This is a genomic window from Bradyrhizobium sp. 137, from assembly GCF_023074095.1.
In the GTDB taxonomy this organism is placed as follows: Bacteria; Pseudomonadota; Alphaproteobacteria; order Rhizobiales; family Xanthobacteraceae; genus Bradyrhizobium.
Map to the genome: position 1 here is coordinate 13,984 of NZ_JADPKU010000026.1, position 26,557 is coordinate 40,540.

The following is a 26,557-nucleotide window of genomic DNA, read 5'->3' on the forward strand; positions in this document are numbered from 1 at the left end:
ACGAGCCCGGCCGTGACGGCGGCGTCTAGCCAGGGCTAGCCCACTTCCTCGATCTTCACCTTGTCCGGATAGAAGGCGAGATGGCCGGAAATCTCCGTCATCGCGGGGAAGGGCGTCTCGTAGGTCCAGATCGCATTGTCCAGCGTCTTGCCATCGGCCTTGATGCTGTAATAGCTCGCGTCGCCCTTGTACGGGCAGTGGGTGACGCGGTCGGTGCGCTCGAGCAGCGCCATATTGGCGTCCTCCCGCGGTACATACTGCACCGCCGGATATTTGGCCTCCTTTAGAGTCAGCGCCTTGCTGGTCTCGGCAATCACGATGTCGCCGGCCGTGACGCGGACGCGCCGGGGATTTTGGGTGATGGTGATGGGGTGGTCGGGCCCTGGAAGCTTCATGATGTCACGCCTTTTCGATCAACCTGCCGCGCGCGGCACTTTGTCGTGCCTTCCTGTTGCGATCAGGGATATAGTGCCGGACGGCGTGACGGTGAAGGCCGTCCACGCTAAGTTTGGCCGTGCCGGTGAGGGGACCCCGGCAAGCGATTCGAGACCAGAAGGAGCAAGACCCGAAATGCCCATGGACGCCCACGATATCGAGGCGATGATCAAGGCAGCGATCCCCGATGCCGAGGTGACCATCCGAGACCTCGCCGGCGACGGCGATCACTATGCCGCGACCGTGATCTCTGAATCCTTCCGCGGCAAGTCCCGCGTCCAGCAGCACCAGATCGTGTATCAGTCCCTGCGCGGGCAGATGGGCGGCGTCCTGCACGCCCTGGCGCTGCAAACCGGGGTACCTGGCGGACCCGGGGCGCCGGGCACCTGATCTGAACGGCACCTGATCTCGGCGCGACGGGGGACGATGATGGCTGCGGACAACCCGCGCGGCGCAATGTTTCGCGTCATCGGTCCGAACCAGCACGGCCGCGTCACCAATGCCGAGCTGTTCTTCGACCTCGTCTTCGTCTTTGCCGTCACGCAAATCTCCCACACGCTGCTGCACCATTTCACGCCGCTCGGCGCGGTCCATGTCGCGGTGCTGTTTCTGGCGGTGTGGTGGGTGTGGGTCTACACCGCCTGGGTCACCAACTGGCTAAATCCCGAGCTGACGCCGGTCCGCATCCTGCTGTTTGCGATGATGCTGGGCGGCCTCGTGCTGTCGACGACCATCCCAACCGCCTTCGAGGGCCGGGGCCTGTGGTTTGCGATTGCCTATGCGGCCATGCAGGTCGGACGCACGGCGTTCTGGCTGTTCGCGACCCCGCATCATCGCACCGCGGTGCGGCACAACGCTATTCGCATCCTGACCTGGCTCTCGCTCTCCGCTGTGTTGTGGATCGCAGGCGGCTTGTCCGAGGGAGACACCCGGCTATGGCTGTGGATCGCAGCAGTGACCTGGGAGTACATCTCGCCGGCCGCACGCTTCTGGGTCCCGAAGCTGGGCTTCTCGTCGGTCGAGGCCTGGGCCGTCGAAGGCGCGCACATGGCCGAGCGCTGCTCTTTGTTCGTCATCATCGCGCTTGGCGAAGCCGTCGTCGTCAACGGCGCCACTTTTGCTGAGCTGACCTGGACCGCGGGCAACATCCTCGCCTTCGTCTCGGCCCTGGTCGGCGCCATCGCGATGTGGTGGGTCTATTTCCACAAGGGCGCGGAGGCCGGCTCCGAGCGCATCTCCAAGTCCACCGAATCCGGGCGGCTGGCGCGGCTCGCCTACACCTATCTGCACATGCCGATCGTCGCCGGCATCATCCTGACCGCGGTCTCGGACGAGCTGGTGCTGAAGCATCCCACTGGTCATTCCGACCTGCGGATCATCCTGAGCACGATCGGCGGGCCGCTGGTATTCCTGGTCGGCACCATCCTGTTCAAGCACGCCATTCGCGGCTTCCTTCAGCTCTCCCACGGCATCGGCATCATCCTGCTGCTGGTGCTGTGGTGGTTCGCCGCCGACCTCTCGCCGCTCTGGCTGTCGGTCGCGACGTCCGTGATCATGATTGTCGTTGCGGTGTGGGAATCGGTGTCGCTCGGGTCGGCAACCGAGGCCTAAGCGCGGAAGGCCTAGTCGGCGACCTCCAGCGCGTGCACCGAGAACATCTTGGCCGCATCGGTCCAGCTGTCGCGCACGCGCCAGCCTGCGTCTTGCGCCAACGCAGCAAAGCGCTCGAGGCTGTATTTGTAGCTGTTCTCGGTGTGGATGCTCTCACCGGCGCGGAACGAGAAGCTGGTGCCGAGCAGGCGCACGGTCTGGCTCTTCTTGCTGATCAGGTGCATCTCGATCCGATGACGCTCGCGATTGTAGATCGCGCGATGGGTGAACGCGGAGAGATCGAAATTGCCGCCGAGCTCGCGATTGATGCGGACCAGCACATTGAGGTTGAAGCGCGCGGTGACGCCGGCGGCATCGTTATAGGCATCAAAGAGCACCCGCTCGTCCTTCTCGAGATCGGCGCCGATGATCATCTGCGCGCCGCGGCCGAGGATCTTGCGTGCGCTCTTCAGGAAGCCCTCGGCTTCCTGCGGCTCGAAATTGCCGATGGTCGAGCCAGGGAAGAAGCCGACCTTGGACATGGACGCGACCGCCCTGGGCAGCTCGAACGGCGTGGTGAAGTCGGCCGCCACCGGGTGGATGCCGAGCGCGGGAAAATCCCGCTTCAAGCCGTTCGCCTGCGCCTTCAGGAAATCGCCGGAGATGTCGACCGGCACATAGGCTGCAAACTTGCAGTGGTTCAACAGCAGCCGGACCTTCGTGGTCGCGCCGGCGCCGAACTCGACCAGGGCCGCATGCTCTGGGATGATCTTCGCGATCTCGCTGCCGCGCTCTTTCAGGATCGATAGCTCGGTGCGCGTCGGATAATATTCCGGCAGGCGCGTGATCGCCTCGAACAATTCCGATCCGGTCGCATCGTAGAAATATTTCGGCGACAGTTTTTTCGGCTGCTGCGAGAGATTCTCGATCGCCTCGCGGGCGAAGGCAGTCGTCTGCTCGTCGGGGAGATGGGCTTCGGCCAAAGCGCTGGCGTGCACATTCATGATACTCTCCTGAACGCGCTGTCCGGCGCGCATTTGTCGTCGGAAGTTTTTTTACTCGTAGCCGGCAAGCCGCAGCCCCGTGAACTGCCAGCGGTGGTGCGGATAGAAGAAGTTGCGATAGGTGATACGGCTGTGGCCTTCGGGAGTTGCAAGCGAGGAGCCGCGCAGCACCAACTGGTTGACCATGAATTTTCCGTTGTATTCGCCGAGCGCGCCTTCGACGGCGCGGTAGCCGGGGTAGGGCGCGTATGAAGAGCGGGTCCATTGCCAGACAATGCCGAAAGCATCGTTGAGCTGGCCCGTGCGGGCCGCGACCTCCCATTCTATCTCGGTCGGCAGGTGCTTTCCGGCCCAGCGCGCGAACGCATCCGCCTCGTAATAGCTGACGTGGCAGACCGGCGCGTTCGGATCGATCGGCTTGAGGCCGGCCAGCGTCATCACGTGCCAGGCGCCATCGACCTCGCGCCAATGGCCCGGAGCGTCCCAGCCCTCGTTGCTCACGGTGGCAAAACCGTCCATCAGCCACAGCGTTGCGGTCCGGTAGCCGCCGGCGCGCATGAAGGCGAGCCATTCGCCGTTGGTGACGAGATGGCGGGCGATCTTGACCGGGCCGACGAGGGCGCGATGCGGCGGCTTCTCATTGTCGAAATGGAAGCTGTCGTCGACGTGGCCGACGGTGTGGATGCCCTCGTTCAGCGTCAGCCAGTCCTCGCCGCCCCGGGTCGCGGCCGGGAAACGCCAGTTCGCATCGTAGGCCGGCGAGACCGGGTTTTGCGCGAAGGCGTGCAGGATGTCGGTGAACATCAATTCCTGATGCTGCTGCTCGTGATTGAGCCCGACCTCGACCAGCGGTGCGATCTCGCGCAGCTTGTCCCAGCCGGCCTCGCGGAAGAATTTGACGACGGCCGCATCGACATAGTTGCGATAGGCGCCGACCTGGTCGGCGCTGGGACGGGTGATATCGCCGCGGCGATGCCGGGCATGACGCGGGCCGGCGCTGACGTAATAGGAATTGAACAGGAACGCGAAATCGGGGTGGAAGGGCCGGTAATCAGGACAGTGCTCGCCGAGCAGGAATTGCTCCCAAAACCAGGTGGTATGCGCGCGGTGCCATTTCGTCGGGCTCGCATCGGGCATGGACTGGATCTGTTGGTCCTCCGGCGACAGGGGGGCGGCGCGGCGCTCGGTCTCGTCGCGGACGGTCAGAAACGCGTCTTGAAGCCGCTGGGCGAACTTGCCCGGATCGGAGGACAGCGACGAAAGCTGGGGGGCGGCCGTAGCGGAGGCTGGTTTCGTCACGGTTTTCTCCAGACAGGACAAGAGAACGTTGTTCGCGTTTCCCGGTTCCATGACCAGGGTTCGTCCTAGATAGGGGCTCCGTTACGGTATGAAAGTCCTCCCCGGCGATGATATTGTTGTCATCAGCCTATGGACCGGCGCGGTTCAGACCGGCCGCCGCCGACCGTTCGCCGCCATTTTACTTTGGATGCACAACGGTTTGGGCTACATATATGACAGATATCGGGTTAGATCGGCTGAGCCGGCCCGACGTGAAAGAAGGGCTCCGCCCCAGAAGGACACGGATATGAGCATCGAGGAATTCATCGCCAACGAAGTGAAGTCGAACGACGTGGTTCTGTTCATGAAGGGCACGCCGCAATTTCCGCAGTGCGGGTTCTCCGGCCAGGTCGTCCAGATCCTCGACCACATCGGCGTCGGCTATAAAGGCCTCAACGTCCTCGAATCCGCCGAGCTGCGCAACGGCATCAAGGAATACTCGAACTGGCCGACCATCCCGCAGCTCTATGTGAAGGGCGAGTTCGTCGGCGGATGCGATATCGTCCGCGAGATGTTCCAGGCCGGCGAATTGCAGCAGCTCCTCTCCGAGAAGGGCGTCGTCGTCGCGGCTTGATGCATGGCCCGGCTGACGCGCCGGATCGGCGGCGCCGAGCTCGAGGTCATCGTTGCCGACATCACCACGCTCGGCGTTGACGCCATCGTCAACGCCGCAAATTCGTCTCTCCTTGGTGGAGGCGGTGTCGACGGGGCGATCCACGACGCTGCCGGTCCCGAGCTTCTCGCCGAATGCCGGACGCTCGGAGGATGCCCGACCGGCGATGCCAAGATCACCAAGGGCTATCTTCTGCCTGCGCGCCATGTGATCCATGCGGTCGGCCCCGTCTGGCACGGCGGGGGCCGCGGCGAGGCGGAGGCGCTGCGCTCGTGCTATCGGCGCGCGCTTGAGCTCTGTCAGGCCAACGGGCTGACTTCGCTGGCCTTCTCCGCGATCTCCACCGGCGTGTATCGTTTCCCGGCTGACCAGGCCGCGACGATTGCAGTTCATACGACCATCGACACGCTGCCGGCCACGCCCTCGGTCACCCGCGTCATATTCTGTTGTTTCTCGGAGAGAAGCGCCGCTCTTCACACGGCCGTTCTGGCGCGATACGGCAGCCCTTGTGCCTGACAACGCGGTCGGTACACTCCGCGGGCCATGTTCCGGGGAGGGGATATGATTTCACGATCAGGATTGCGTGCGCTGGTCTGCGGCGCGCTGATGTCGCTTGGCCCCGTGTCGCTGGCGCGGGCGGAGGGCATTTACGAGATTCCAGCCGGCGCGCATTTCAACCAGGACAAGCTCGCGAGGATCAGCGAGTTCTTCAAGAACGAAGTCGCTACCGGCAAGATCGCCGGCGCGACCGTGCTGATCAAGCAGCACGGTAAGCCGGTCTTTCACGAAGCGTTCGGCGTTCAGGACGTGGTCAGCAAGGCCCCGATCACCGATAAGACGATCTTCCGCCTGTTCTCGATGACCAAAGCGATTACCTCGGTGGTCGCGATGCAATTGGTCGAGGAGGGCAAGATCAAGCTCGACGATCCCGTCGCGAAATACATCCCGTCCTTCGCCAATGTGAAGGTCGGCGTCGAGAAGAAGGCCGAAGACGGCAGCAGGTCGCTCGAACTGGTGTCGCCCAACCGGCCGATGACCGTGCTCGACCTGATGCGCCACACCTCGGGCATCACCTATGGCTTCTACGGCGACAGCCTGGTGCGAAAAGCCTATCGGGAGGCGAATATCTATGCCGGCGATTTCGACCTTGCCGAGTTCGCCGAGCGGATCGCAAAACTGCCGCTGCACAACCAGCCGGGTGCACTCTGGCAATATGGCCATTCCACCGACGTGCTGGCGCGCGTGATGGAGATCGCGGCCGGCAAGCCGCTGATCGATATCATGCGGGAAAAGCTGCTCGATCCGCTCGGCATGGTCGATACCGGGTTCTTCGTCACCGACCCGGAGAAGCAGAAGCTGCTGGCGAAGCCGGTGCCGAACGACGGCGATTTCCGGGTCGGCCGGATCAACGATCCAACAGTCGTCAAGAAGATCCAATTCGCCAGCGGCGGCATGGTCACGACCATGGCCGACTATGAGCGCTTTGCGCAGATGCTACTCAACGGCGGCAGCCTCCACGGCAAGACCATTCTCAAACCCGAGACCTTCAAGCTGATGGTGACCGATCAGGTCGGACCAGGCTCCGGCGTCGAGCGCGACTACTTCTACTTTCCCGGTGACGGTTTTGGCTTCGGCCTCGGCCTTGCCGTCCGCACTGATCCCGGCAATGCCAAGCCGCCGCCCCCGGGCAATCTCGGCGAATTGAAGTGGGACGGCGCCTCCGGCTGCTATTTCGTGATCGACCCCAAGCAGGACATGTTCTTCGTCCTCCTGGAACAGACCCCGACCGAGCGCCAGCGCGTGCAACGGACATTGAAGCAGTTGGTCTATGAAGCCATGGAGAAGTGAAGTGCGCGGGCGCCGCGCGCTGATCGCGGGGCTCGTTGTTCTGGTCGGTGCCTTCGGTGCGAAGGCCGGCTCTGAGGGACGGGCCGCGCGCAGCTTCTCGCCCGAGGGGTTGGCGAAGGTTTCCGACTACATCCGAAACGAGATCGCCACCGGCAAGATCCCCGGCGCCATCCTGCTCCTCCAGCAGCACGGCAAGCCGGTCTATTACGAAAATTTCGGCGTCCGCGACGTCGCGACCGAGATCTCGATGAGCGCGGACACGATCTTCCGGCTCTATTCGATGTCGAAGCCGATCACCTCTGTCATGGCGATGATGCTGGTCGAAGAGGGCAAGCTTTCGCTCGACGATCCCGTCTCGAAATACATTCCGGCCTTCGCCAAGATGAAGGTCGGCGTCGAGAAGAAGGCCGAGGACGGCAAGGTCGCGCTGGCGTTGGAAGCGCAGAATCGTCCCGTCACGATCAAGGACCTGCTTCGCCACACGTCGGGTCTGCCCTATGGCTATTATGGTGGCGGCATGGTGCGGGAGCTCTATGCCGAGGCCAATCTGTTCCAAAGCAATCTCAGCAATGCCGACTTCGTCGCGAAGATCACCACGCTGCCGCTGGTCGAGCAGCCGGGCACCGCGTGGGATTACGGCTTTTCCACCGACGTGCTCGGCCGCGTCATCGAGGTGGTCGCGGGAAAGACCCTGCTTCAGTTCGAGAAAGAGCGGCTGCTCGATCCGCTCGGCATGACCGAGACCGCGTTCTTCGTCGCCGATCCCGCCAAATTCCCGCGCATTGCCGAGCCGATGCCCGAGGATCGCAACATCAACCCGACCACGCCGGTTCGCGACATCAGGCGGCCGTCGAAATGGGAATCGGGCGGCGGCGGCATGGTCGGCACGGTCGGCGACTACGCCCGTTTCGCGCAGATGCTGCTCAGTGGCGGCATCTATGAGGGACGGCGTTATCTCAAGCCCGAGACGATCGCGCTGATGGCATCCGATCACATCGGACCTGAGACGAAGATCGCGCGCGACCAGAACTATTACCCGGGCGCCACCAGCGGATTCGGCCTCGGCTTCGCCGTACGTACCGCGGTGCCGCCGGGGACTTCCTGGCCGCTTGGCGAATATCGCTGGGACGGCGTCGGCGGCACATTCTTCTTCATCGATCCCGAAGACGACCTGTTCGGGATCTTCATGGTGCAGACCCCCTCGCAGCGTGGCCGGATCCAACTGGCGCTGAAGACGCTGATTTATCAAGCGATGGGGCGGTGATCGCGAGCGGTTGGTTGGTCGGCCCGTTACTCCATCTACGCGACTTTACGCCCCGCGCACGATCTCGCGCACGTATCCGATCGTCTCCTCGATCTGGCTCGCATTGACGTCGAGATGGGTGCAGGCGCGGATGCGGCCGTCCATCATCGCAAGCGTCACGCCGCGCTGGCGCAACGCTGCGACCATCTTGTCGCCGGGAATGCCGGCGCCGTCGGGCTTGAAGAACACCAGATTGGTTTCGGGCTCCTGCACCTCGATGCCTGCGATCTGCGACAGCCCGCGGGCGAGCGCGCGCGCATTGGCGTGATCGTCGGCAAGGCGCTCAACGTGATGGTCGAGCGCGTAGATGCAGGCGGCCGCACAGATGCCGGCCTGCCGCATCGAGCCGCCGAGGCGCTGCTTCCATTGCCACACCGCGTCGATGAAGACGCGTGAGCCTGCAAGCACGCCGCCAATCGGCGCGCCGAGGCCCTTGGAGAAGTCGATCCAGGCCGAATCCCATCCCGCGGTCATGTCACGCGGCGAGATTCCGCTCGCCACGGTGGCGTTGAGCAGGCGCGCGCCATCCATGTGCGTGATGAGGCCGTGCTGCTTGGCGATCGCGACGATCTCGTCGAGCGCCGCCTTCTTCCAGATCGTGCCGCCGCCGATATTGGCGGTCTGCTCGACGCTGACGACGGTCTGCGGCGGCTGATAGCGCGTGCGTGGATGCAGCGCCTTACGGAGAGTCTCCGGCGTGAACTGGCCGTTGGCGCCCTTGAGCTGCGTCACCTGGAAGCCGCCGATCGCGGCATGCGCGCCGCCTTCGCGGGCGATGATGTGCGCGGTCTCGTGCGCAAGGATCTCGTCGCCGGGACGGCAATGCACAAGCGTCGCGGTGACGTTGCACATCGTGCCCGAGGGCATGTAGACCGCCGCTTCCTTGCCGAGCAGATCCGCCACGCGCTCGCACAGCGCGTTCACCGTCGGATCGTCGCCGACCTGCTCGTCGCCGACCTCCGCCCGCGCCATCGCCTCGCGCATCGCAGCCGTCGGCTTGGTCTGCGTGTCCGAGAGCAGATTGATGCGCACCGGCGGTGCCTTGGGGTCGATGGGGGGAGGGGTGTAGAGCATCAACTTGCTCCCTGAGGGATTGGCATTCACTCGCGGTCAGCGAGTTCTAGGTGGACGCCGAGCGGCGTGACGAAACCGCATAATAGCGATTTCTGTCTCGGTCACACGATAATCGATCAGATAAGGATAAGCGTTGACCGGCAAGCGACGGACGTATGCACGCGTGGTCTGCCGCCCTGCATAAGGATGCGGATGGGCTGAGACATCGGAGTGGCTGCCTGAACGAAAAAGGCCCCGGAAACCGGGGCCTTTAAACTTCGATCTGCCGAAACGATTAGCGCGAATAGAATTCGACGACCAGATGCGGCTCCATCTGCACCGGGAACGGCACGTCGGAGAGGTTGGGGATGCGCGTGTATTTCGCGGTCATCTTGCCATGGTCGACATCGAGATAGTCGGGCACGTCACGCTCGGGGAGCTGGCTGGCTTCGAGCACGTGGGTGAGCTGCTTGGAGGCTTCCTTGACCTCGACGACGTCGCCGACCTTGAGCTGGTAGCTCGAGATGTTGACCTTGCGGCCGTTCACCTTGATGTGGCCGTGGTTGATGAATTGGCGCGCGGCGAAGATGGTGGAAACGAACTTGGCGCGGTACACGACCGCGTCGAGACGGCGCTCCAAAAGGCCGATCAGGTTCTCGCCGGTGTCACCCTTGAGGCGGCTGGCTTCCACGTAGATGCCGTGGAACTGGCGCTCGCTGATGTTGGCGTAGTAGCCCTTCAGCTTCTGCTTGGCGCGCAGCTGCACGCCGAAGTCGGAGAGCTTGCCCTTGCGACGCTGGCCGTGCTGGCCGGGGCCGTATTCGCGGCGGTTCACGGGGCTCTTCGGGCGGCCCCAGATGTTCTGGCCCATACGACGATCGATCTTGTACTTCGCCTCACTGCGCTTAGTCATCGCGTCCTCTTCAGGTACATGGTTTGAGGAAACGCGCCCTCCTGTGTGACGGGGAAATCCCGGCACCGACAGGTCCGATCCCCAAAGCTTAAGGGACAGAACCACGGGTCGCGAAACGCTTCGCGGGCCGAAATCGGCCCGCGAGCAGGCGGCTTTTAGGGGAGTTTGGGGTTCGCTGTCAATGCGAATGGACCCGGAATCAGGTACCCACCGCCCGGATCGGCTTTGGCCCGGCCGCACGCAATTCGCCAGCGATTTCAGTGTTCAGGACCTGTTCCAGCCGGGTCAGGACCCGGGCGATCGGGGCGGCATCCGTCACCCGATGGTCCCAGCGGATCACGACATGGATGGTCTGGTCCGCCTCAACCACCCCATAGCTGACGATGAAGGGTCCCGGCGTGATGGGGTGGAGCTCGCCGCCGCCATAAGCGGCCACCGAGCTCACCGCGAAGCTGCCGAACCAATTGCCGCGCTGCCGGCCGAAATTCAGCCCCACCGCCCAAGACAGGCGTCGCAGCGGCAACGGGAGGCGGGTCGCCCGCATGATCTTGCGGTACATGGGAACCTCCTCAACCGGTGCCGTCTTGGCGCGCCGGATCTCGGCGTCGACCGCCGCCAGCGTCATGGCCTCGGGGGCCGCAATTCGCTGTGGCATCACGCATTCCTCGCCATCCTCGACGCGGGCGACCGCCACCAGTGCCACGCTCCTGGGCAGTTCATAGAGGGCTGGCCGGGGCCATTTGGCGTAGAGCGTGCGGAGGATCGGCTCCTCACTTGCAACCAGGGCGAAAGCCTTCACGAACATCGCTGCCCAGCCGGCGCGCGCCGTTGCGCCCGCGCGAGCTTCCAGCAGAGGGCGGACGTTGAGCGAACGGGATAGCGAAACGAAGGGCACGCCCATCGAAGCGTGCATGAGGTCGCAGATCAGACGGCGCCGCAGGGAGATGGTCTTGGGCGTCCCGCGCATTGGTCTCCGGGTCCTGGGGATCAAAGATGAAAGTATGTGCAGCGAGTGGGTCGTCCGCTCGCCGCGTGCTCTAGCACGAACCAACGGGTTTGGACCCGGTCGGTTCGCCGCATCAGGGTGCCGGCGACGCCAGCGGCTTGGTTTTGTCGACGACGTAAATTCCAAGCACTTTCAATGATTTGTCACCATGGGTCTTGGCGTCGTGCACGGAACCCGCCGGGATCTGGTAGGAATCGCCGGCTTTCAGGCGCTTGTCCGGCTGGGCGTCGATGAGGAGGTCGAGCTCGCCCTCCAGGACATAACCCGTCTCGATCCCCGGATGGGTATGCCGGCCGGCGGCGCCGCCGGCCGGCACCTCGGCGATGGCGGTCACGGTCGTGTAGCCCTCCGGAAAGTCGATCTTCTGGAGCGGGGTGCGCTTGATGCCGGATTGCTGGGCAGAGGCCGCGACGGCGATGCCAGTGAAAGCGAGCGCAAGCAAAGTCTTTCTGAGCATGGTTTTTCCTCCCTGGAGCCGACGACCCTAGCAGCGCCGCGGTTCCCAGCAAGGCCGTATCGGCGATTCAGCGCCTGACCCCTTCGAACGCCGCCATGATGCCGCGCTGGAACAGCGACCAGTCGAAGCCGAGCGCGATCGCGCGGTAGCCACGGTCAATCAGAGCGTTGGCCTGGTCGGCGGTGCGGGCCACGCCGCCGATCGGCACGCCGCTTCTGAGGATGCCGACTTCCGCACGGGCGACCAGCTCGAGCAGCTCCGGATCGTCCATCTGACCGCGCTTGTTGATGGAGGTGGCGAGATCGCCCGGACCGATGACCGCGACGTCGACGCCCGGCGTCGCCATGATCTCGTCGATGCGATTGACGGCGTCGACATGCTCGATGGTGATCATGCAGATCATCTCGTCGTCGGCTGTAGCCATATATTCCGGCATCGACTGGCCCCAGCGGAATGGCGCGTGGAAGGGACCCCAGAGTCGATCGCCGCGCGGCGGGTAGCGCACGCTGCGCACCGCTTTCTCGGCATCGTCGCGGTTGGTGATCATCGGGAAGTTGATGCCGAAGGCACCGATGTCCATCGGTGCTTTCGCAAGCCATGGCTCGTTCGCGGCGATCCGAACCAGCGGCGTGCACGGCGTGCCTGTGGTCGCGGCGATCATCGCATGTGCTTCGGTCAATCCAATCGGGCCATGTTCGAGATCGACGATGATCCAGTCGAGCGAGCGCGCCATGATCTGCACCATCTGCACACTCGGGATCGTCGCGATCGCGCCAAAGGCGGGGCGCCCCTCGCGCCAGAGCTGGCGAAGACGGTTGAGTGGTGTGGAGGGGACCGACATGGGAAGGCCTGCGGCAAGGTGACGACGGCAAAGCCTAGCAGCGCGCCGTTGCCGCGCAAAGTCAGGCGAGGGCGCGGCCGCCGAAGAACGGCGTCAGCATCGCCGAAAGGCTATGCACGCGGTTCGAAGTAAAGATCATCTCGGCGCCGGACTGCGCGATGCCGACGATCCGCCGGCCAAGCAGATCCGAGACGCGGCGGGCGATCGCGGGCGCCGGGTCGATCCAGTCAACCGGCCAGGGCGCCAGCCGCTTGAGCCGGCCGAGCAGCAGCGGATAATGCGTGCATGCGAGCACCACCGTGTCGGTGCGCGATGTCGCATCCCCGGCGTCGCCCACGAAGCAGGGAGCGAGTTCGGCAAGGATGGCCTCATCGCTGATCGGAGCGCCGCTCAGCTCGGCTTCAGCCAGCGAGGCAAGCTGGGGCGAGCCGACCAGCGTCACCTCGCAGCCCTGCGCGAACTCGCGGATCAAAGCTTTCGTATATTCCCGCTTCACCGTGCCCTTGGTGCCGAGCACCGAGACGCGGCGGGTCTTCGACTGCGCGCAGGCCGGCTTGATCGCCGGCACCGTGCCGACGAAGGGCAGGGAGTAAGCGGCGCGCAAGTGAGACAGTACCAGGGTGGATGCCGTGTTGCAGGCGATAACGACGAGGTCGGGATCATGCGTGCCGATCAATTCCCCCATCAATGGCACCACGCGGGCGATGATCTCGTCCTCGCCATGGTGGCCATAGGGGAAGAAGGCGTCGTCGGCGACATAGACGTAATGCGCGTCCGGGCGTGCGGCGACGACCTCACGGAGCACCGTGAGTCCGCCAAGGCCGGAATCGAACACCAGGATCGTCGGAGAATTGGTCACGTCATTATCCTAAGGCGCCATGGTTACCAATCTGTTTTTAGGGCGGTTTTGCGGCGGGGCCGCTTGGGGCGGATCTGGATCGGCTGAATGCCCTGCGGAGGGCGACACATCCGCAAAATTCCCGGGGGGCACCGCTGAAGCGCTGCGCTGCGTCCGGCGCAGGAGGAAATGTGGCACGCGCAACGACGGAGCAGATGTGTCCCCGCCATTCCGTATCGGCGCCGGCCGCAGCGGTCACGCGATCCTGTTCGTCGTTGCCGCTCGCTCGGCCGCGAGCTGGCTCTGCAGACGCTCGATGTTTTGCAAGAGGCGCTGGCTGGTTAGCACCAGGAAGTAATAGCCGAACTGCGGATCCTGGAAATAAATCTCGAGCAGCCGGTCATAGGTGATCGTCAGCACGTGTCCGTCTTCGATGCATTCGACCGTTCCGGTACGCCGGTTGTCCGGCGTGAGGAAGCCCAGTTCACCCATCAGAGCTCCGGGCAAAATTTCGACGTTGATCTCCTTGACCAGAAACTTGCCCGTGACCGTGAGGAACATTTCGTTAGCGGGGTCGCGCAGCTTGAAGAGGATGTCGCCGCGGCGGTATTTGCGCTCGGTCATGAACGGCTTGAGCCATTCGATCGACATGTCGCCTTCGGCGGCATGGCGCGCCTTCTTGACCAGCTTGAGCATCTGCCGCAGGCGCAGGGCGTTGATCGGAAGCAACAGAAGATACAGCAGGAACGTCGCGACGTTGGCGGAGAGCGCGCCGAAAACGGCGAACAACGCGCAGCCGACCATGTTCGCGACGCGCAGCGGCACCATCGTCCGCATCAAGAGGGTGGCGACGAAGAAGCCGGCGCCGACCGCGGCAAACAGATTGGCCAGCGTGATGTTCTGGACAAAGATCTCCAGCAGCCGATTGAAGATGGCGTCGTAGGTGACGTTGTTGGGATCGAGGCCCATCTGGACCAGGATCTTCGCGATCCTGAGGTTGTCCGTTGCCGCGTCGAGAATGCGGTCGAGGATCGACGAAACGTCTGCGCTGCCGGACGGCATGATACTAACCCCGCGTAAGGCCTTCAGTCCTGGTCGGTATGCTCGACACGTGTAGCCCAAATCGAATGACGGCTGGCTGAAATGAAGCCTTTGGCCGTCATGCCGCAAGAGGCAAATTTTAGCTCGATCGGGCGTTTCGGCAATTGCCCGTTGGTTTGCGCGTCTGGCCGCGGCGCGCTGATGATTCGAGGCCTCGGCGCGGGCTTTGGTGCCGGGGATGGACCCGGGCGCCGCAACAACGCGGGGCCGCCCGATCTCCGCCTCAGGGCCTGGCGGCGGGCTGCACGACCTGCTGCTCGACGAGGCCAAGGCGTCCGGGCAGTGAGCCCGCGCGCAACAGCATGGCGATGCTGTTGGCCTCTTCCAGGCTGAAGTTGCCGGAGATCTGGCCGGAGCCGCCGGTGATGGGCTCGCGGATCACGGGGGTGGAGAGCACCCTGTCTTCGAGCACGATGGCGAAGGGCTTGCCGATGTTCTCTGCGGTGATGTGGGCGAAACGCCGCGTGCCGCGGCCGTTGAAACGGAACGAGGCGATCGGCTCTTTCGTGCTGCTCGCAAATCCCGGTCCCGCATAGCTGATGTCGTCGCCGTCGAGCACGCTGGCCTTCACCAGATAGGGGAGCTTGTCCTTGAAGCCGAGCAGGACTTCCGTGCCAGCGGGCGGCGTGCCGGATTGCGCCTGCTCCGGCGACATCGAGAGATCGATCAGGCGGAAGCTAACCCGCACCTTCTTGGCGAAGATCGCGGTGATGCGCTCGGGCTGCATCGTGCCCGGCAGCAAGATGCGGATGCGGTCTGTTCCCTCAACCTGGACGCTGGCGAGCGTGATGCCGGCGTCCTTGAGGCGCTGCTCGATCATGGCGATGGAATCTTCGACTAGGTCGTGCAGCCGTGCGGCAGATGCGGCGTCGGTCGGCGCGAGCCTGATCAGTCCATCTCCGGCATCGGTCACGCTGAGCGCTTGCGTGGCCAGCCCCTCCGCCGCCGAGGTGAGCATGTGCGTGAGCTGTTCGCGGCCCTTCGCGTCCGGGATTTTAACGTCGACGCCGCCGTCACGGATCGCAAGCCCGGAGAAGGCGATCCGGCCCTCGCGCAGGATCTTGTAAATGTGGTCGCGCAGGTCCGTGACAACCGCCTCGCGCAGGGCGTCGGTGTCGACCTTGTAGATGATGCGGGACCCGCCCAGCTTCTCCATCTTGTCGGCGACGAAAGCCGCGACCTTGGCGCGCATCTTGTCGAATTGAGTGTCGGCGAACGCCGCGCGAGGCAGCACGATCGTCGATGCCATCGCGAGCACGACGAGCAGGCTTGTGATGCGGTTCCGCAGATGCGTAGGCATAATCACCTCAAGTCTTGCGGCAGGACGCTGGTAGGCGAATCCGACGCCAGTTCTTGGTCCCGGGATCGGGCGCGGAGGTTCAAATTCGGTCTAGATCGAGCCTAACCGCCGCTGTCCACGGCCATGGACGAACGCCAAATCATCCATCATTCTGTCCGCGCTCGACGGGCCATCGGTCGAGGCCCCGCCGAACCAAATGTCAAAAGAAGGGGTGGGGACATGCATCTGAGGGAGGACGGAAATCCATGGCGGGCATCCACGCGCTCGATCGGCTCATCGGCAACGACTATCCGGATTTGTTGACAGACGCGGAGGTCCGGGCCTTCGAGCAGGTTCCTTACGCCGATCGCGTCGCGGCCGAGAGCACGTATGACGCGATCCGGCTGGGTGCAACGCGCAACCCCGACGGGGCGGCGATCCAGTTCCTGCAAAACGCCGATCCCGCCGACACGCCGGTCGTGGTCACGTATCGCGATTTCATGGCGCGCGTCATGCAGGCCGCCAACATGTTTCACGCGCTGGGCGCGGAGAAGGGCGACGTCATCAGCTTCATGCTGCCGCTGGTGCCGGATGCTTTCGTGACATTGTTCGGCGCCGAAGCCGCCGGCATCGCCAATCCCGTTAATCCGCTGCTCGAGCCGCACCAGATCGCGGAGATTCTGGAGGCTGCGAACACGAAAATCCTGGTGGCGCTTGGGCCGATGCCGGGCACCGACATCTGGCAGAAGGTCGAGCAGATCCGGCCGCAACTCAAGCATCTCAAGGCAACGGTCCAGGTGTTCGGCGGCGGCGATCCGGCGAACGGCATCTTTGCCTTCAGCGACCTGATCAAGCTGCAACCGGCGGACCGGCTTATCAGCGGCCGCAAGATCTTGGGCAGCGACATCGCCGCCTATTTCCACACCGGCGGCACCACCGGCACGCCGAAGCTGGTGCGGCACACCCATGCCAACCAGGTCTATCAGGCCTGGGCGCTCAATCTGCTGCTGAAGGCCAAGCCGGGCGCAAACCTGCTGTTCGGCATGCCTCTGTTCCACGTCGGGGGCTCGCTGACACAGGCGTTGCTGACGCTGTCAAGCGGCGGCTCGCTGGTCGTGCTGTCGCCGAGCGGCTGGCGCAATCCGAATGCGGTGAAGAACATCTGGGGGCTGGTCGAGCGCTTCAAGCCCGAGGCGCTGTCGAGCGTGCCGACGGTGCTCGCTGCCGCGCTGGCGGTGCCGCCGGGCAAGGCGGATATTTCGAGCCTGAAATATGCGGCAGGTGGCGGCTCGGCGATTCCGGTCGCGGTCGGCTCGGCGATTCAGAAGAAACTGAAGCTGCCGGTGATCGAGGTCTACGGCATGACGGAGACCTCGAGCGTGCACACGCTGGCCTATCCGTCGCGGCCCATCCGGCTCGGCTCGGTCGGCCTTCCCATGCCTTACGCGCGTGTGCGCATCGTGCAGCTCGATGCCGAGGGACGCCTGATCCGCGATTGCGCGCCCGACGAGATCGGCGTCGTCATCATGGCCGGGCCCGGCGTGTTCGGCGGCTATCTCAACGACGAGCACAACAAGGGCGCCTTCATCGATGAGGTCTGGGTCAATTCCGGCGATCTCGGTCGCCTCGATGCCGACGGCTATCTCTGGATCACAGGCCGCGCCAAGGACCTCGTGATCCGCGGCGGCCACAACATCGATCCGGCGCCGATCGAGGAGATCATGTTCAGACATCCCGCCGTCGGCTTCGCCGCCGTGGTCGGCCAGCCCGACGCCTATGCCGGCGAATTGCCGGTGGGGTATGTGCAGTTGAAGCCCGGCGCGAGCGTCGAGCAGGGCGAGCTCGAAGCGTGGGTGCGCGAGCGCACCCCGGAGCGCGCCGCCGTGCCGGTGCAGGTCATTCCGATCGATCCGATGCCACTGACGGGCGTCGGCAAGGTGTTCAAGCCGCAGCTGCGCTGGGACGCAGCGCAGCGTGTGTTCACCAAGGTGCTGGCACCGCTGGTCGAGCGCGGCATCGATTGCAAGGTCAAGGTCGGTCCGCACGGCAGCCACGGCTCCATCGCCACCGTGACGCTGACCGGCTTGCCGGCGGGTCAGCGCGAAGCGGTCGAGGGCGAGGTGCACGCGCTGCTGGCACCGTTCGTGATGCGCCACGAGGTGGTGCAAGCGTAGCAGCCCCGAAGGACCGTGGCGTCAGCTGGGGCAGCAGGGCGACGCTTCGCCGCATTATCCATACCCCTGTTTGAGGACCTCTATGTGACCGGTATCACATAGGAAGAATTAGCAATCGGCGACGCTACCGAATAGTCTCAGGGAATTGCATCCGGGGGGACGCAAGTGATTCCGTTTCGGCTATTTGCATTGTTGATATTGGCGATGAGCCTTGCGTGCGGACCGGCACACGCCGACCGGCGGGTCGCGCTCGTCATCGGCAATTCCGCCTACAAGAGCGCTCCGAAGCTCGGCAATCCCGTGAACGACGCCACCCTGGTCGGCGGCATGTTCAAGAAGGCCGGCTTCGATTCTGTCGACGTCAGGCTCGATCTCAGCGCCAGCGAGATGCGGCGCATGCTGCGCGAATTTGCCGGCAGGTCGCGTGATGCGGAGATGGCGGTGATCTATTACGCCGGCCATGGTATCGAGCTCGACGGCAACAACTATCTCATCCCGACCGACGCCACGCTGGAGACGGATGGTGACGTTCTCGATGAGACCATTCCGGTCGAGCGGGCATTGTTCGCGGTCGAACCGGCCAAGCAGCTGCGGCTGATCATCCTGGACGCGTGCCGGGACAATCCGTTTGCGAAGACGATGAAGCGCACGCTGGCCTCGCGCGCGGTCGGGCGCGGCCTCGCCAAGGTCGAGCCCACCAGCCCGAATACGATGATTGCATTCGCCGCCAAGGCAGGATCGACGGCATCGGATGGCGATTCCCGAAACAGCCCGTTCGCCGCCGCGCTGGTCGAGCACCTGCCGAAGCCGGGTCTTGATCTGCGCAAGGCCTTCGGCTTCGTGCGCGACGACGTTTTGAAAGCGACCGGCTACAAGCAGGAGCCCTATGTCTACGGCTCGCTCGGCGGCGACGACGTGCCGTTGGTCGCGGTCAAGCCGGCCGCGACTGGTCCGCAGGCCAACCCGCAGGAGGCCGTTCGCAGGGATTACGAGCTGGCGCTCCAACTCGGCACGCGGGACGGCTGGGAAGCGTTTCTGGCGGCGTATCCGGAGGGCTTCTACGCCAACCTGGCCAAGGGGCAGTTGAACAAGATCGCCGCCGAGGAGACGCGCGCGGGGGCCGAACAGAAGGCAAAGGCCGCCGAGCAGGAGAAGGCGAGGCTCGTTGCCGAGCGCGCCCAGAAGGCCGAGCAGGAGAAGGCGGCCGCGGCGGCCAAGGCCGCCGAAGAGGCGCGGATCGCGGCCGAGAAGCAGAAGCAGATCGAGCAGGCGAGGGCCGAGGCCGCCGAGCAGCAGCGCAAGGTGGCCGAAGCGGCGGCGGCGAAGGCATTGGCCGAGAAGCAAGCAGCGGAGAAAGCTAGGGCCGAACTCGCTGCAAAGCAGGCGGCAGAGAAAGCGGAGCAGGCCGCAAAGCCGGCGACCGACCGGCAGATTCCCGAAGTTGAGAACCAGAAGGTGGCCGCGCTCTCGCCTGCACCGACCTCGACGTTATCCGCAGCTGAGCTCGCCAAATCGGTTCAGAGCGAACTGCGCCGCGTCGGCTGCCTCACCTCGGCTGCAGAGGGCGAGTGGACTTCGGCCGCGCAGCGCTCGCTGACGCTGTTCAACAAATATGCCGGCACCCAGTTCGACGTGAAGCTCGCAAGCAGCGACGCACTCGATGCGTTGAAGGCGAAGCCGGGGCGCGTCTGCCCGCTGGTGTGCAATTTCGGCTTCAAGGCCGACGGCGACCAATGCGTGAAGATCACCTGCCGTGCCGGCTATCGCGTCGGTGACGACAATGAGTGCGAGAAGATCCCGGAGAAGAAGCCGGTTGCGACGCGCGAGGATTCGAAGAGGCGGGATCGGGACCGAAAACAAACGGAAGCCGCGCCCTCAGCGCCGCAGGCATCTGGTCAGGTGATCTGCAACGCGGCCGGGTGCAGGCCGATTGCCAAAGGGTGCCGGCTCGGGACGGCCAATCATCCTTCCAATCCGGCGTCTAAAATACCTGCCGAAATATGCAACTGATGATCAAGCGTTCATTTCGAGCGTACTCGTCGCGCTTAGAGCTCTCGGCCTGGACCTGCGCAAAGCGTTTGGCTTCGTGCGCGATGATGTGCTGAAGAGCACTGCCGGAAGACACGCGTGCCGCAGCCGAGCAAAAGGCGAAGGCGGCCAAGCAGGAGAAGGTGAGGCTCGTTGCCGAGCGCGCCCAGGTTGAGGCGACACCGTCCAAGCCGCATACATCTGGCCAGATCTTTTGCAATGCTGCCGGCTTGTCGGGAACGGATGCAGAATGGAGCGCGCTAGCACCGCTGATGCGAGTTCAGTGATGGTTGGCCGGACGAGAGACGTCTGCGATTGAGTCGGGTGAGTTAGCAAGTGTAGCCGACCACTTTACGTCCGCGTCGACAGAAAAATGGTGGGTTACGCCTTCGGCTAGTCCACTACAGACTCTACGCCGGCATCCGCGTCTCGATCAGCCGGGCCCAGAACGAGGCGCCGTGGCCCAAAATGTTGTCGTTGAAGACATAGGCCGGGTGGTGGCACTCGTTGCCGTCGCCCATGCCGACCAGGATCATCGCGCCGGGGCGGGCTTCCAGCATGAACGAGAAATCTTCGGCGCCCATCATCGGAATGAACTTGTCGTTGACGCGCTCGGTGCCGACGATGTCGCGGGCGACGTCGGCGGCAATGCCGGCCTCGCGTGCGTGGTTCATCGTCACCGGATACATCCGCGTGTACTTCGTCTCGGCCGAGCCGCCATAGGCGCGGGCGACGCTGTCGGCGACTTCGCCGATGCGGCGCTCGACGAGATCGCGCACTTCAGGATCGAGCGTGCGCACGGTGCCCGCGAGCTCGGCGACCTCCGGGATGATGTTGAAGGCCGTGCCGGCGTGGAATTGCGTGATCGAGATGACGGCCGATTTCAGCGGATCGACGTTGCGCGCGACGATCGATTGTAGCGCACCCACGATCTGCGAGCCGATCAGCACGCTGTCGATCGATTTGTGCGGACCCGCGCCGGCGTGGCCGCCCTTGCCGTGGACGGTGATCTGGATGTTGTCGGACGAGGCGAGCATCGCGCCAGGGGTGGTTGCGAAATGACCTTCGGGCAGGTTCGGCATGTTGTGCATGCCGTAGACCTCCTGGATGTTCCAGCGCGTCATCAGCCCGTCCTCGACCATGGCCCTGCCACCGCCGCCGCCTTCCTCGGCCGGCTGGAAGATCAACACGGCCGTGCCGTCGAAATTGCGCGCCTCGGCGAGATATTTGGCAGCGCCGAGAAGCATGGCGGTGTGGCCGTCATGTCCGCAGGCGTGCATCTTGCCCGGGACCTTGGAGGCGTAGGGCACGCCGGAGGTCTCCATGATCGGCAGCGCGTCCATGTCGGCGCGCAGGCCGATGGTCTTGCCGGATGCCGACTTGCGGCCGCGGATCACGCCGACCACGCCGGTGCGGCCGATGCCCGTCACCACCTCGTCGCAGCCGAATTCGCGCAGCTTGTCGGCGACGATGCCGGCGGTGCGGTGGACTTCGTAGAGCAGCTCCGGATTCTCGTGGAAGTCATGGCGCCAGGCGGCCATTTCGTCGGACAGGGCGGCGATGCGGTTGACGATGGGCATGGGGGATCCGTTTCTTGTGGGTTCTTGTCTTTCCGGGGGGATGCGAAGCATCGAGCTATGGTGCGCATTTGTGCACCAGAGAATCTGGAGATTGTAGCGCGAGATTCCGGGCTCACGCTTCGTGTGCCCCGGAATGACGAAGAAAATTCAGCTCTGCCCGAACACGCGCTTGAAGATCGTGTCGACGTGCTTGAGGTGATAGCCGAGGTCGAACTGCTCCTCGATCTCGGCGTCGGTAAGATACTTCTTCACCTCAGTGTCCTTCTTCAGCAGCTGAAGGAAGTCGCCTTCACCGCGCCATACCGGCATCGCGTTGCGCTGCACGAGCTTGTAGGAATCCTCGCGGCTGGCGCCCTTCTGCGTCAAGGCCAGCAGCACGCGCTGGGAGTGCACGAGGCCGCCGAGGCGGTCGAGATTCTTCTGCATGTTGGCGGGGTACACCAAGAGCTTGTCGATCAGGCCGGCGAGGCGCACCAGCGCGAAGTCGAGGGTCACCGTCGCGTCCGGGCCCATCATGCGCTCGGCGGAAGAGTGCGAGATGTCGCGCTCGTGCCAGAGCACGACGTTCTCCAGTGCCGGCGTCACATAGGCTCGCACCATGCGCGACAGGCCAGTGAGGTTTTCCGACAGCACCGGATTGCGCTTGTGGGGCATCGCGGACGAGCCCTTCTGCCCCTCCGAGAAGAACTCTTCGGCCTCCAGCACCTCGGTACGCTGCATGTGGCGGATCTCCACGGCGATGCGCTCGATGGAAGAGGCGATCACGCCGAGGGTCGAGAAATACATCGCGTGGCGATCGCGCGGGATCACCTGGGTCGAGATCGGCTCCGGCACGAGGCCCATGGCCTTGGCCACATGCTCTTCGACGCGGGGATCGATTTGCGCAAATGTGCCGACGGCGCCGGAGATGGCGCAGGTCGCGACCTCCTTTCGCGCCGAGACCAGACGTTCCTTCGCGCGCGTAAATTCGGCATAGGCATAAGCGAGCTTGAGGCCGAAGGTGACGGGCTCGGCGTGGATGCCATGGCTGCGGCCGATGGTCGGCGTCATCTTATGCTCGAAGGCGCGCTTCTTCAGGGCGGCCAGCACCTTGTCGATGTCGGCGAGCAGCAGGTCGGCGGCGCGAGTGAGCTGGACGTTGAGGCAGGTGTCGAGCACGTCGGAGGAGGTCATGCCCTGGTGCACGAAGCGCGCCTCGGGACCGACGATCTCGGCAAGGTGGGTGAGAAAGGCGATGACGTCGTGCTTGGTCTCGCGCTCGATCTCGTCGATGCGGCCGACGTCGAAAATAGCATCCTTGGCCTTGGCCCAGACCGTCTTGGCAGCTTCCTTCGGGATGGTGCCGAGCTCGGCGAGCGCGTCCGCCGCATGCGCCTCGATCTCAAACCAGATCTTGAACCGGGTTTGCGGCTCCCAGATCGAGGCCATTTCCGGGCGGGTATAGCGGGGGATCATCTGACGGCTCCAAGAGGTGGGCGGGACGCCCCTGGGGATGCTGGGGGCGTGGGCACCGGCCAAAATGCTTTTTACGCCGCGATTTAGCAGAGCGGGGAGGGCGAAACAAACGATCCGGGCCCGCGGCCGGGGGTGCGGGGTAACTATCCACCGGTGGGCGGAGCCAGCCACGCGCTGGACCAAAGATCAGCTATCAATCACGGATCATTGACTGACAGATATTGAAATCTGTCAGCGAGATGTGTATATCCGTCTCCGGACGCTCCGATTGGGCGTCCCGCGACAAGCCCCGGGGAGCCCGACATCCGAAGCAAGCTCGGATCGGAGGGCCGATTGAAGAACGGGGAAAGCGGACGAATGGAGACTTAAGACATGACGACCGAAATCCTCAATTTCACCGGCATGATTGGGCATTGGCTCAATTTGCTGGTGGCGCGCCAGATCGCGGCGCAGGCTGCAAAACTGCCTCATTAAGGCATAGGCTTTCCGAAACGACCGGCGAGGGCGCTTCGGAAACAGCCCTACTGCCGGGTAACTGAGCCCTGAACGGGAACAATGGTGCTGGCATGAATGAAGCTGTTGTCTTGACGCCGGAGCGGATCCTCGAAGTCACCGAGGACGTGCTCAGGCGCTTCGGACTTGCCAAGGCCACCGTGGTCGACGTTGCCCGTGCGCTCGATGTGAGCCACGGCAGCGTCTACCGCCATTTCCCGAGCAAGGCCTCGCTGCGCGAAGCCGTTGCCAAACGCTGGCTCGACCGCATCGACGCGCCGTTGCGCGCGATTGCCGAGGAGCAGGGCCCCGCGCCTGATAGGCTCGGCCGCTGGCTGCGCACGCTGTTCGCCGCCAAGCGTTCGCGCGTCCTCGACGACCCCGAGATGTTCCAGACTTATCTGACGCTGGCGCGCGAGGCCTGCGCAGCCGTCAAATGTCACAAGGACACCATGATCGACCAGATCGCGGCGATCCTGGCCGACGGCATCAAGCAGGGCGTATTCGAGGTGGACGACGTCAAGACGACCGCGCGCGCCATTTTCGATGCCACCGTCCGCTTCCACCATCCGGCCCATGCCGACGAGTGGAAGGACGCCGATCTTTCCGCGCGGGTCGATGCAACGCTGGCGCTACTGCTGCGCGGATTGAAGGCGGGTTAGGCCACGCCACCTGCCCAATTGGCGCGAGGGCCATCAACCTCTCGCCTTGTGAAGAAAGCTACCATTGCGGGCCGGGGGCGCCGAAGCCGAGCGTTTCCGCGCATGGAAGTTCGGCTCGGACGATGGCACCACCGGGGGACTTTCAGGGTATGCATTGACCGCGATTTCGACAGCATCCTTTGACCGCTTGCGCAGGCGGTAGAAGGTTAGCTCCTGATCGAGCATGGGGCAGCGGAAGTGGACGACGGCGGTGTCCGGCAGACGGCAGAGTTCGTCGATGAGCTCGCCTACTGTGATGATCGGGGGATGGTCGACTGCGTTGTGATGACCCTTACTCATGACCGTTTACTCCTTCTGCCGTACTAACCGGAGCCGGATGGGCTCCGTTCCAATTTCGTTCGGCAGATTGGCGAGCTTCAAGACGGAGTGCGGCAGCTTTGCTGCTAGATCCTCGTCAGCCCGCACGTTGCTGCGAGCCGCACGAGCTGTGCATCCGTGCGTGCGCCGGTCTTTGATTTGATCAAATAATGGTAGTTCTGGACTGTTTTCACACTGAGATTGAGATGCGTTGCAATCTGCTCGGTGGTAGCGCCGCCGGCGAATTGGCGCAGGATCTCGATCTCCCGCTCGCCCAGCTGATCCAGCGCTGAACCCGTCGGCGATAGGCTGTCCTCGGCGAGAATATGCGCGATGTCGTCGCTCATGGCGCGCTCGCCGCGCGCCACGCTGCGGATCGCATTCACGATGGCGGACGGCTCGCTGCTCTTGGTGACGAAGCCAGAGGCGCCGGCGCCGAAGGCGGCTTTCACCAGCACGGCTTCGTTGTGCATCGTGAAGATGAGAATGCGCGCCCGCGGGCTGCGCGCGCGGATGTTGCGGATCGCTTCCAGCCCGCTCGCGCCGGGCATCGAGATATCCAGCACGACCACGTCGGGGTCATGCGCCTTGAAGGCGCCATAGGCGTCCGCAGCATTGTCGGCTTCCGCGACGACACGAAGATCGCCCTGGCTTTCCAGCACACGCCGGTAGCCCTGCCGCACGATCGGGTGGTCGTCGACCAATAGCACGGAGATGCCTGTTGCCGCGATATCATTCACGTCGGCCTCATGCGGCGAGCGGGATGGTGGCGGCCACGCTGAGGCCGCGGTTCGCAGGCAGGATCGACAGCGATCCACCGGCGGCTGAAAGGCGTTCGCGGATGCCGGTGAGGCCGAATCCGGCCGATTGCGCGACGCGCTTGGCATCGCCGCCGCCGTCGTCTTCGACCCGGATCAGGAGCGCGTCGTGCTCGCCCGCGCGCCGCTCAACGCGTAGCGAGATCTCGCGCGCGGAGCTGTGGCGCAGGGCGTTGGTCAGGCATTCCTGCGCCACGCGATAGGCGGTGATGGCCGCCGGGCCGCTGATATCGGTAAGATCGCCCCTGAGGTCGAGCTGGATTGTCGGTCGCGCCGCGCTCTGCGAACGCCAGCTATCTACCAAATTCACGAGACTTGCCTCGAGCCCGAGCTCCTCGGGCAGGGGATTGCGCAGCCGCTTCAGCGCATCGCGCAGCGAGGCCATCAGATGATGGGTGGCCTGTGAGATCATCCGCGCATCCTGCGCGATGCCTTTATCCCTGTCATGCTTCGCGCTCGCCGTCTCGATGGTGTTGGCGAAGGCGAGGATGGCGGAGAGATTTTGTCCGAATTCGTCGTGCAGCTCCCGGGCGAGCGCGCGGCGTTCGTCGTCGCGGATCTCGATCAGCCGCCGGGTCAGCGCCGCGCGCTGCTCGGTCGCTTCCTCCAGCCGGCCGCCGAGCGCATCGACGGCGCTGCCGATCATCGCAAGCTCCATCGAACGGAAGCGCGGCAGCTTCGTGCGATACTGGCCGCGCGCCATACGCTGCAACGCGGTGACGATGGTGCGTGCCGGCGCCAGCGCGTGCGCGATGGCGAGCGAAGCCAGCAGCGCGATTGCCGCCGCCATCAAGAGCGCGACGTCGATCACGTTGAGGATGTACTCCCAGGCGAGCGAGATCGCGGCGGCGGCGTCCGGGGTTGCAACCACCGTGCCGGCGGCCGCTGCGCGCGGACTGACGGGCCGCACCACCTCGGCATGGCTGCCGAGGAAGGTCGGCACGATCGATGCGAACCAGTGCGGCGGCGTCTTGCCGATGCCTTGGCTCTGGCCGCAGAGCGGCTTCTCGAACGCCGCGGCCGGCTGGAACTCGACGCAGACGCCGGGCGAGATCAGCTTCATTGTCTCCAGCGAACGCCAGTCCGGAACCGGCAACAGATGTTCGCGTGCTCTGCTGCTGCGCAACAAGAGCTCGCGCCAATATAGCGCCTGAAGCGCCTGCGCGACCCTTTGTGCGGAAGCCGCGGTCGCTCGGTCGACGCTGCGATAGGCGTCGAACGTCGCCCATACCGTCGCTGCTCCCAGGCACAGCGCCACGATGAGCAGCAGACGGGCGACGAGCTGAAGCACGAGGCGCATGCGATCACCCCCAACCTTTGGTAAGCTCAGCCTAACAACGCCGCCGCGCCTTGCCAATTGCGGGGAACGGCA

At 64.3% G+C, this 26,557-nt stretch carries 25 protein-coding genes; 9 read left to right on the forward strand and 16 right to left on the reverse strand.

Translation table 11 applies throughout. The features are described from left to right. Nucleotides 1–35 precede the first annotated feature (35 nt). Nucleotides 36–395 (reverse strand): DUF427 domain-containing protein, encoded by a 360-nt coding sequence (locus tag IVA78_RS04440; protein WP_247280686.1) that lies wholly within the window; start codon nucleotides 393–395, stop codon nucleotides 36–38. Nucleotides 396–570: 175 nt separating this feature from the next. On the opposite strand from IVA78_RS04440, the gene IVA78_RS04445 reads away from it, so the two are divergent. Both IVA78_RS04445 and IVA78_RS04450 read left to right on the forward strand, forming a co-directional pair. Further along, a complete protein-coding gene (locus IVA78_RS04445; RefSeq protein ID WP_028137365.1) occupies nucleotides 571–825 on the forward strand; it encodes a BolA family transcriptional regulator in 255 nt (84 codons plus the stop codon). Nucleotides 826–864: 39 nt separating this feature from the next. After that, nucleotides 865–2,046 (forward strand): low temperature requirement protein A, encoded by a 1,182-nt coding sequence (locus IVA78_RS04450; protein ID WP_247280766.1) that lies wholly within the window; start codon nucleotides 865–867, stop codon nucleotides 2,044–2,046. Between the two features lie 11 nt (nucleotides 2,047–2,057). On the opposite strand, the gene egtD is transcribed toward IVA78_RS04450, so the two are convergent. Then, the gene (gene egtD / locus IVA78_RS04455; RefSeq protein WP_247280687.1) at nucleotides 2,058–3,029 is read right to left on the reverse strand and encodes an L-histidine N(alpha)-methyltransferase; all 972 of its coding nucleotides are present in this window, start codon (nucleotides 3,027–3,029) and stop codon (nucleotides 2,058–2,060) included. Nucleotides 3,030–3,080: 51 nt separating this feature from the next. Beyond that, nucleotides 3,081–4,379: an ergothioneine biosynthesis protein EgtB gene (gene egtB, locus IVA78_RS04460; protein ID WP_247280688.1), complete on the reverse strand. Its 1,299-nt coding sequence runs from the start codon at nucleotides 4,377–4,379 to the stop codon at nucleotides 3,081–3,083. A 235-nt stretch (nucleotides 4,380–4,614) separates the two neighbouring features. Here egtB and grxD point away from each other — a divergent pair, with 235 nt between their 5' ends. The 4 genes from grxD to IVA78_RS04480 are packed head-to-tail and all read left to right on the forward strand — an operon-like array spanning nucleotide 4,615 to nucleotide 8,092. Beyond that, nucleotides 4,615–4,941: a Grx4 family monothiol glutaredoxin gene (grxD, locus tag IVA78_RS04465; RefSeq protein ID WP_247280689.1), complete on the forward strand. Its 327-nt coding sequence runs from the start codon at nucleotides 4,615–4,617 to the stop codon at nucleotides 4,939–4,941. Between the two features lie 3 nt (nucleotides 4,942–4,944). Further along, entirely contained in the window at nucleotides 4,945–5,496 is a 552-nt protein-coding gene (locus tag IVA78_RS04470) for an O-acetyl-ADP-ribose deacetylase (RefSeq protein WP_247280690.1), read from the forward strand. Between the two features lie 45 nt (nucleotides 5,497–5,541). Further along, on the forward strand, nucleotides 5,542–6,828 hold the full coding sequence (locus IVA78_RS04475) for a serine hydrolase domain-containing protein (protein WP_247280691.1): 1,287 nt from the start codon (nucleotides 5,542–5,544) through the stop codon (nucleotides 6,826–6,828). A 1-nt stretch (nucleotide 6,829) separates the two neighbouring features. Next, entirely contained in the window at nucleotides 6,830–8,092 is a 1,263-nt protein-coding gene (locus tag IVA78_RS04480; protein ID WP_247280692.1) for a serine hydrolase domain-containing protein, read from the forward strand. 45 nt (nucleotides 8,093–8,137) lie between these two features. On the opposite strand, the gene IVA78_RS04485 is transcribed toward IVA78_RS04480, so the two are convergent. The 8 genes from IVA78_RS04485 to IVA78_RS04520 all read right to left on the reverse strand — a co-directional run bounded on the left by IVA78_RS04485 (nucleotide 8,138) and on the right by IVA78_RS04520 (nucleotide 15,640). Then, the gene (locus IVA78_RS04485) at nucleotides 8,138–9,205 is read right to left on the reverse strand and encodes a threonine aldolase family protein (RefSeq protein WP_247280693.1); all 1,068 of its coding nucleotides are present in this window, start codon (nucleotides 9,203–9,205) and stop codon (nucleotides 8,138–8,140) included. A 274-nt stretch (nucleotides 9,206–9,479) separates the two neighbouring features. Next, on the reverse strand, nucleotides 9,480–10,097 hold the full coding sequence (gene rpsD, locus IVA78_RS04490; protein ID WP_247280694.1) for a 30S ribosomal protein S4: 618 nt from the start codon (nucleotides 10,095–10,097) through the stop codon (nucleotides 9,480–9,482). 199 nt (nucleotides 10,098–10,296) lie between these two features. Beyond that, the gene (locus IVA78_RS04495; RefSeq protein WP_247280695.1) at nucleotides 10,297–11,064 is read right to left on the reverse strand and encodes an acyltransferase; all 768 of its coding nucleotides are present in this window, start codon (nucleotides 11,062–11,064) and stop codon (nucleotides 10,297–10,299) included. Between the two features lie 112 nt (nucleotides 11,065–11,176). After that, nucleotides 11,177–11,560 carry a cupin domain-containing protein gene (locus tag IVA78_RS04500; protein WP_247280696.1) on the reverse strand — a complete coding sequence of 128 codons (384 nt, stop codon included), beginning with the start codon at nucleotides 11,558–11,560 and terminating at the stop codon, nucleotides 11,177–11,179. Between the two features lie 67 nt (nucleotides 11,561–11,627). Continuing rightward, complete coding sequence (locus IVA78_RS04505; RefSeq protein ID WP_247280697.1) at nucleotides 11,628–12,401, reverse strand: aldolase/citrate lyase family protein; 774 nt, start codon at nucleotides 12,399–12,401, stop codon at nucleotides 11,628–11,630. 61 nt (nucleotides 12,402–12,462) lie between these two features. Continuing rightward, a complete protein-coding gene (gene murI / locus IVA78_RS04510) occupies nucleotides 12,463–13,260 on the reverse strand; it encodes a glutamate racemase (RefSeq protein ID WP_247280698.1) in 798 nt (265 codons plus the stop codon). Between the two features lie 234 nt (nucleotides 13,261–13,494). Next, on the reverse strand, nucleotides 13,495–14,301 hold the full coding sequence (locus IVA78_RS04515; protein ID WP_247280699.1) for a cyclic nucleotide-binding domain-containing protein: 807 nt from the start codon (nucleotides 14,299–14,301) through the stop codon (nucleotides 13,495–13,497). Nucleotides 14,302–14,563: 262 nt separating this feature from the next. After that, entirely contained in the window at nucleotides 14,564–15,640 is a 1,077-nt protein-coding gene (locus IVA78_RS04520) for a preprotein translocase subunit SecD (protein WP_247418786.1), read from the reverse strand. A gap of 245 nt (nucleotides 15,641–15,885) precedes the next feature. Here IVA78_RS04520 and IVA78_RS04525 point away from each other — a divergent pair, with 245 nt between their 5' ends. Together IVA78_RS04525 and IVA78_RS04530 are read left to right on the forward strand one after the other, a co-directional pair. Continuing rightward, nucleotides 15,886–17,793 (forward strand): acyl-CoA synthetase, encoded by a 1,908-nt coding sequence (locus tag IVA78_RS04525; protein WP_247464617.1) that lies wholly within the window; start codon nucleotides 15,886–15,888, stop codon nucleotides 17,791–17,793. 204 nt (nucleotides 17,794–17,997) lie between these two features. Further along, on the forward strand, nucleotides 17,998–19,803 hold the full coding sequence (locus IVA78_RS04530) for a caspase family protein (RefSeq protein WP_247280702.1): 1,806 nt from the start codon (nucleotides 17,998–18,000) through the stop codon (nucleotides 19,801–19,803). 428 nt (nucleotides 19,804–20,231) lie between these two features. Here IVA78_RS04530 and IVA78_RS04535 read toward each other — a convergent pair whose 3' ends face one another. Both IVA78_RS04535 and purB read right to left on the reverse strand, forming a co-directional pair. After that, the gene (locus tag IVA78_RS04535) at nucleotides 20,232–21,401 is read right to left on the reverse strand and encodes a M20 aminoacylase family protein (protein WP_247451541.1); all 1,170 of its coding nucleotides are present in this window, start codon (nucleotides 21,399–21,401) and stop codon (nucleotides 20,232–20,234) included. Nucleotides 21,402–21,548: 147 nt separating this feature from the next. Then, the gene (purB, locus tag IVA78_RS04540) at nucleotides 21,549–22,856 is read right to left on the reverse strand and encodes an adenylosuccinate lyase (RefSeq protein WP_247280704.1); all 1,308 of its coding nucleotides are present in this window, start codon (nucleotides 22,854–22,856) and stop codon (nucleotides 21,549–21,551) included. A gap of 566 nt (nucleotides 22,857–23,422) precedes the next feature. On the opposite strand from purB, the gene IVA78_RS04545 reads away from it, so the two are divergent. Then, entirely contained in the window at nucleotides 23,423–24,010 is a 588-nt protein-coding gene (locus IVA78_RS04545) for a TetR family transcriptional regulator (protein WP_247280705.1), read from the forward strand. 33 nt (nucleotides 24,011–24,043) lie between these two features. Here IVA78_RS04545 and IVA78_RS04550 read toward each other — a convergent pair whose 3' ends face one another. The 3 genes from IVA78_RS04550 to IVA78_RS04560 form a co-directional block, all read right to left on the reverse strand. Then, on the reverse strand, nucleotides 24,044–24,349 hold the full coding sequence (locus IVA78_RS04550; protein WP_247280706.1) for a hypothetical protein: 306 nt from the start codon (nucleotides 24,347–24,349) through the stop codon (nucleotides 24,044–24,046). A 104-nt stretch (nucleotides 24,350–24,453) separates the two neighbouring features. Further along, complete coding sequence (locus IVA78_RS04555; RefSeq protein WP_247280707.1) at nucleotides 24,454–25,107, reverse strand: response regulator transcription factor; 654 nt, start codon at nucleotides 25,105–25,107, stop codon at nucleotides 24,454–24,456. Nucleotides 25,108–25,114: 7 nt separating this feature from the next. Beyond that, entirely contained in the window at nucleotides 25,115–26,485 is a 1,371-nt protein-coding gene (locus tag IVA78_RS04560; RefSeq protein WP_247280708.1) for a histidine kinase, read from the reverse strand. Nucleotides 26,486–26,557: the final 72 nt, after the last annotated feature.

Excerpts from the sequence above, each read along its gene's own strand:
- IVA78_RS04450 (WP_247280766.1), top strand. The coding sequence starts at position 865 with ATGGCTGCGGACAACCCGCGCGGCGCAATGTTTCGCGTCATCGGTCCG.
- egtD (WP_247280687.1), bottom strand. The coding sequence starts at position 3,029 with ATGAATGTGCACGCCAGCGCTTTGGCCGAAGCCCATCTCCCCGACGAG.
- IVA78_RS04505 (WP_247280697.1), bottom strand. The coding sequence starts at position 12,401 with ATGTCGGTCCCCTCCACACCACTCAACCGTCTTCGCCAGCTCTGGCGC.
- IVA78_RS04445 (WP_028137365.1), top strand. The coding sequence starts at position 571 with ATGCCCATGGACGCCCACGATATCGAGGCGATGATCAAGGCAGCGATC.
- IVA78_RS04530 (WP_247280702.1), top strand. The coding sequence starts at position 17,998 with ATGAGCCTTGCGTGCGGACCGGCACACGCCGACCGGCGGGTCGCGCTC.
- egtB (WP_247280688.1), bottom strand. The coding sequence starts at position 4,379 with ATGGAACCGGGAAACGCGAACAACGTTCTCTTGTCCTGTCTGGAGAAA.
- IVA78_RS04535 (WP_247451541.1), bottom strand. The coding sequence starts at position 21,401 with ATGCCCATCGTCAACCGCATCGCCGCCCTGTCCGACGAAATGGCCGCC.
- IVA78_RS04485 (WP_247280693.1), bottom strand. The coding sequence starts at position 9,205 with ATGCTCTACACCCCTCCCCCCATCGACCCCAAGGCACCGCCGGTGCGC.
- IVA78_RS04470 (WP_247280690.1), top strand. The coding sequence starts at position 4,945 with ATGGCCCGGCTGACGCGCCGGATCGGCGGCGCCGAGCTCGAGGTCATC.
- IVA78_RS04495 (WP_247280695.1), bottom strand. The coding sequence starts at position 11,064 with ATGCGCGGGACGCCCAAGACCATCTCCCTGCGGCGCCGTCTGATCTGC.
- grxD (WP_247280689.1), top strand. The coding sequence starts at position 4,615 with ATGAGCATCGAGGAATTCATCGCCAACGAAGTGAAGTCGAACGACGTG.
- IVA78_RS04525 (WP_247464617.1), top strand. The coding sequence starts at position 15,886 with ATGGCGGGCATCCACGCGCTCGATCGGCTCATCGGCAACGACTATCCG.
- IVA78_RS04500 (WP_247280696.1), bottom strand. The coding sequence starts at position 11,560 with ATGCTCAGAAAGACTTTGCTTGCGCTCGCTTTCACTGGCATCGCCGTC.
- IVA78_RS04475 (WP_247280691.1), top strand. The coding sequence starts at position 5,542 with ATGATTTCACGATCAGGATTGCGTGCGCTGGTCTGCGGCGCGCTGATG.
- IVA78_RS04440 (WP_247280686.1), bottom strand. The coding sequence starts at position 395 with ATGAAGCTTCCAGGGCCCGACCACCCCATCACCATCACCCAAAATCCC.
- IVA78_RS04515 (WP_247280699.1), bottom strand. The coding sequence starts at position 14,301 with ATGCCGTCCGGCAGCGCAGACGTTTCGTCGATCCTCGACCGCATTCTC.
- IVA78_RS04560 (WP_247280708.1), bottom strand. The coding sequence starts at position 26,485 with ATGCGCCTCGTGCTTCAGCTCGTCGCCCGTCTGCTGCTCATCGTGGCG.
- IVA78_RS04550 (WP_247280706.1), bottom strand. The coding sequence starts at position 24,349 with ATGAGTAAGGGTCATCACAACGCAGTCGACCATCCCCCGATCATCACA.
- IVA78_RS04545 (WP_247280705.1), top strand. The coding sequence starts at position 23,423 with ATGAATGAAGCTGTTGTCTTGACGCCGGAGCGGATCCTCGAAGTCACC.
- purB (WP_247280704.1), bottom strand. The coding sequence starts at position 22,856 with ATGATCCCCCGCTATACCCGCCCGGAAATGGCCTCGATCTGGGAGCCG.
- rpsD (WP_247280694.1), bottom strand. The coding sequence starts at position 10,097 with ATGACTAAGCGCAGTGAGGCGAAGTACAAGATCGATCGTCGTATGGGC.
- IVA78_RS04520 (WP_247418786.1), bottom strand. The coding sequence starts at position 15,640 with ATGCCTACGCATCTGCGGAACCGCATCACAAGCCTGCTCGTCGTGCTC.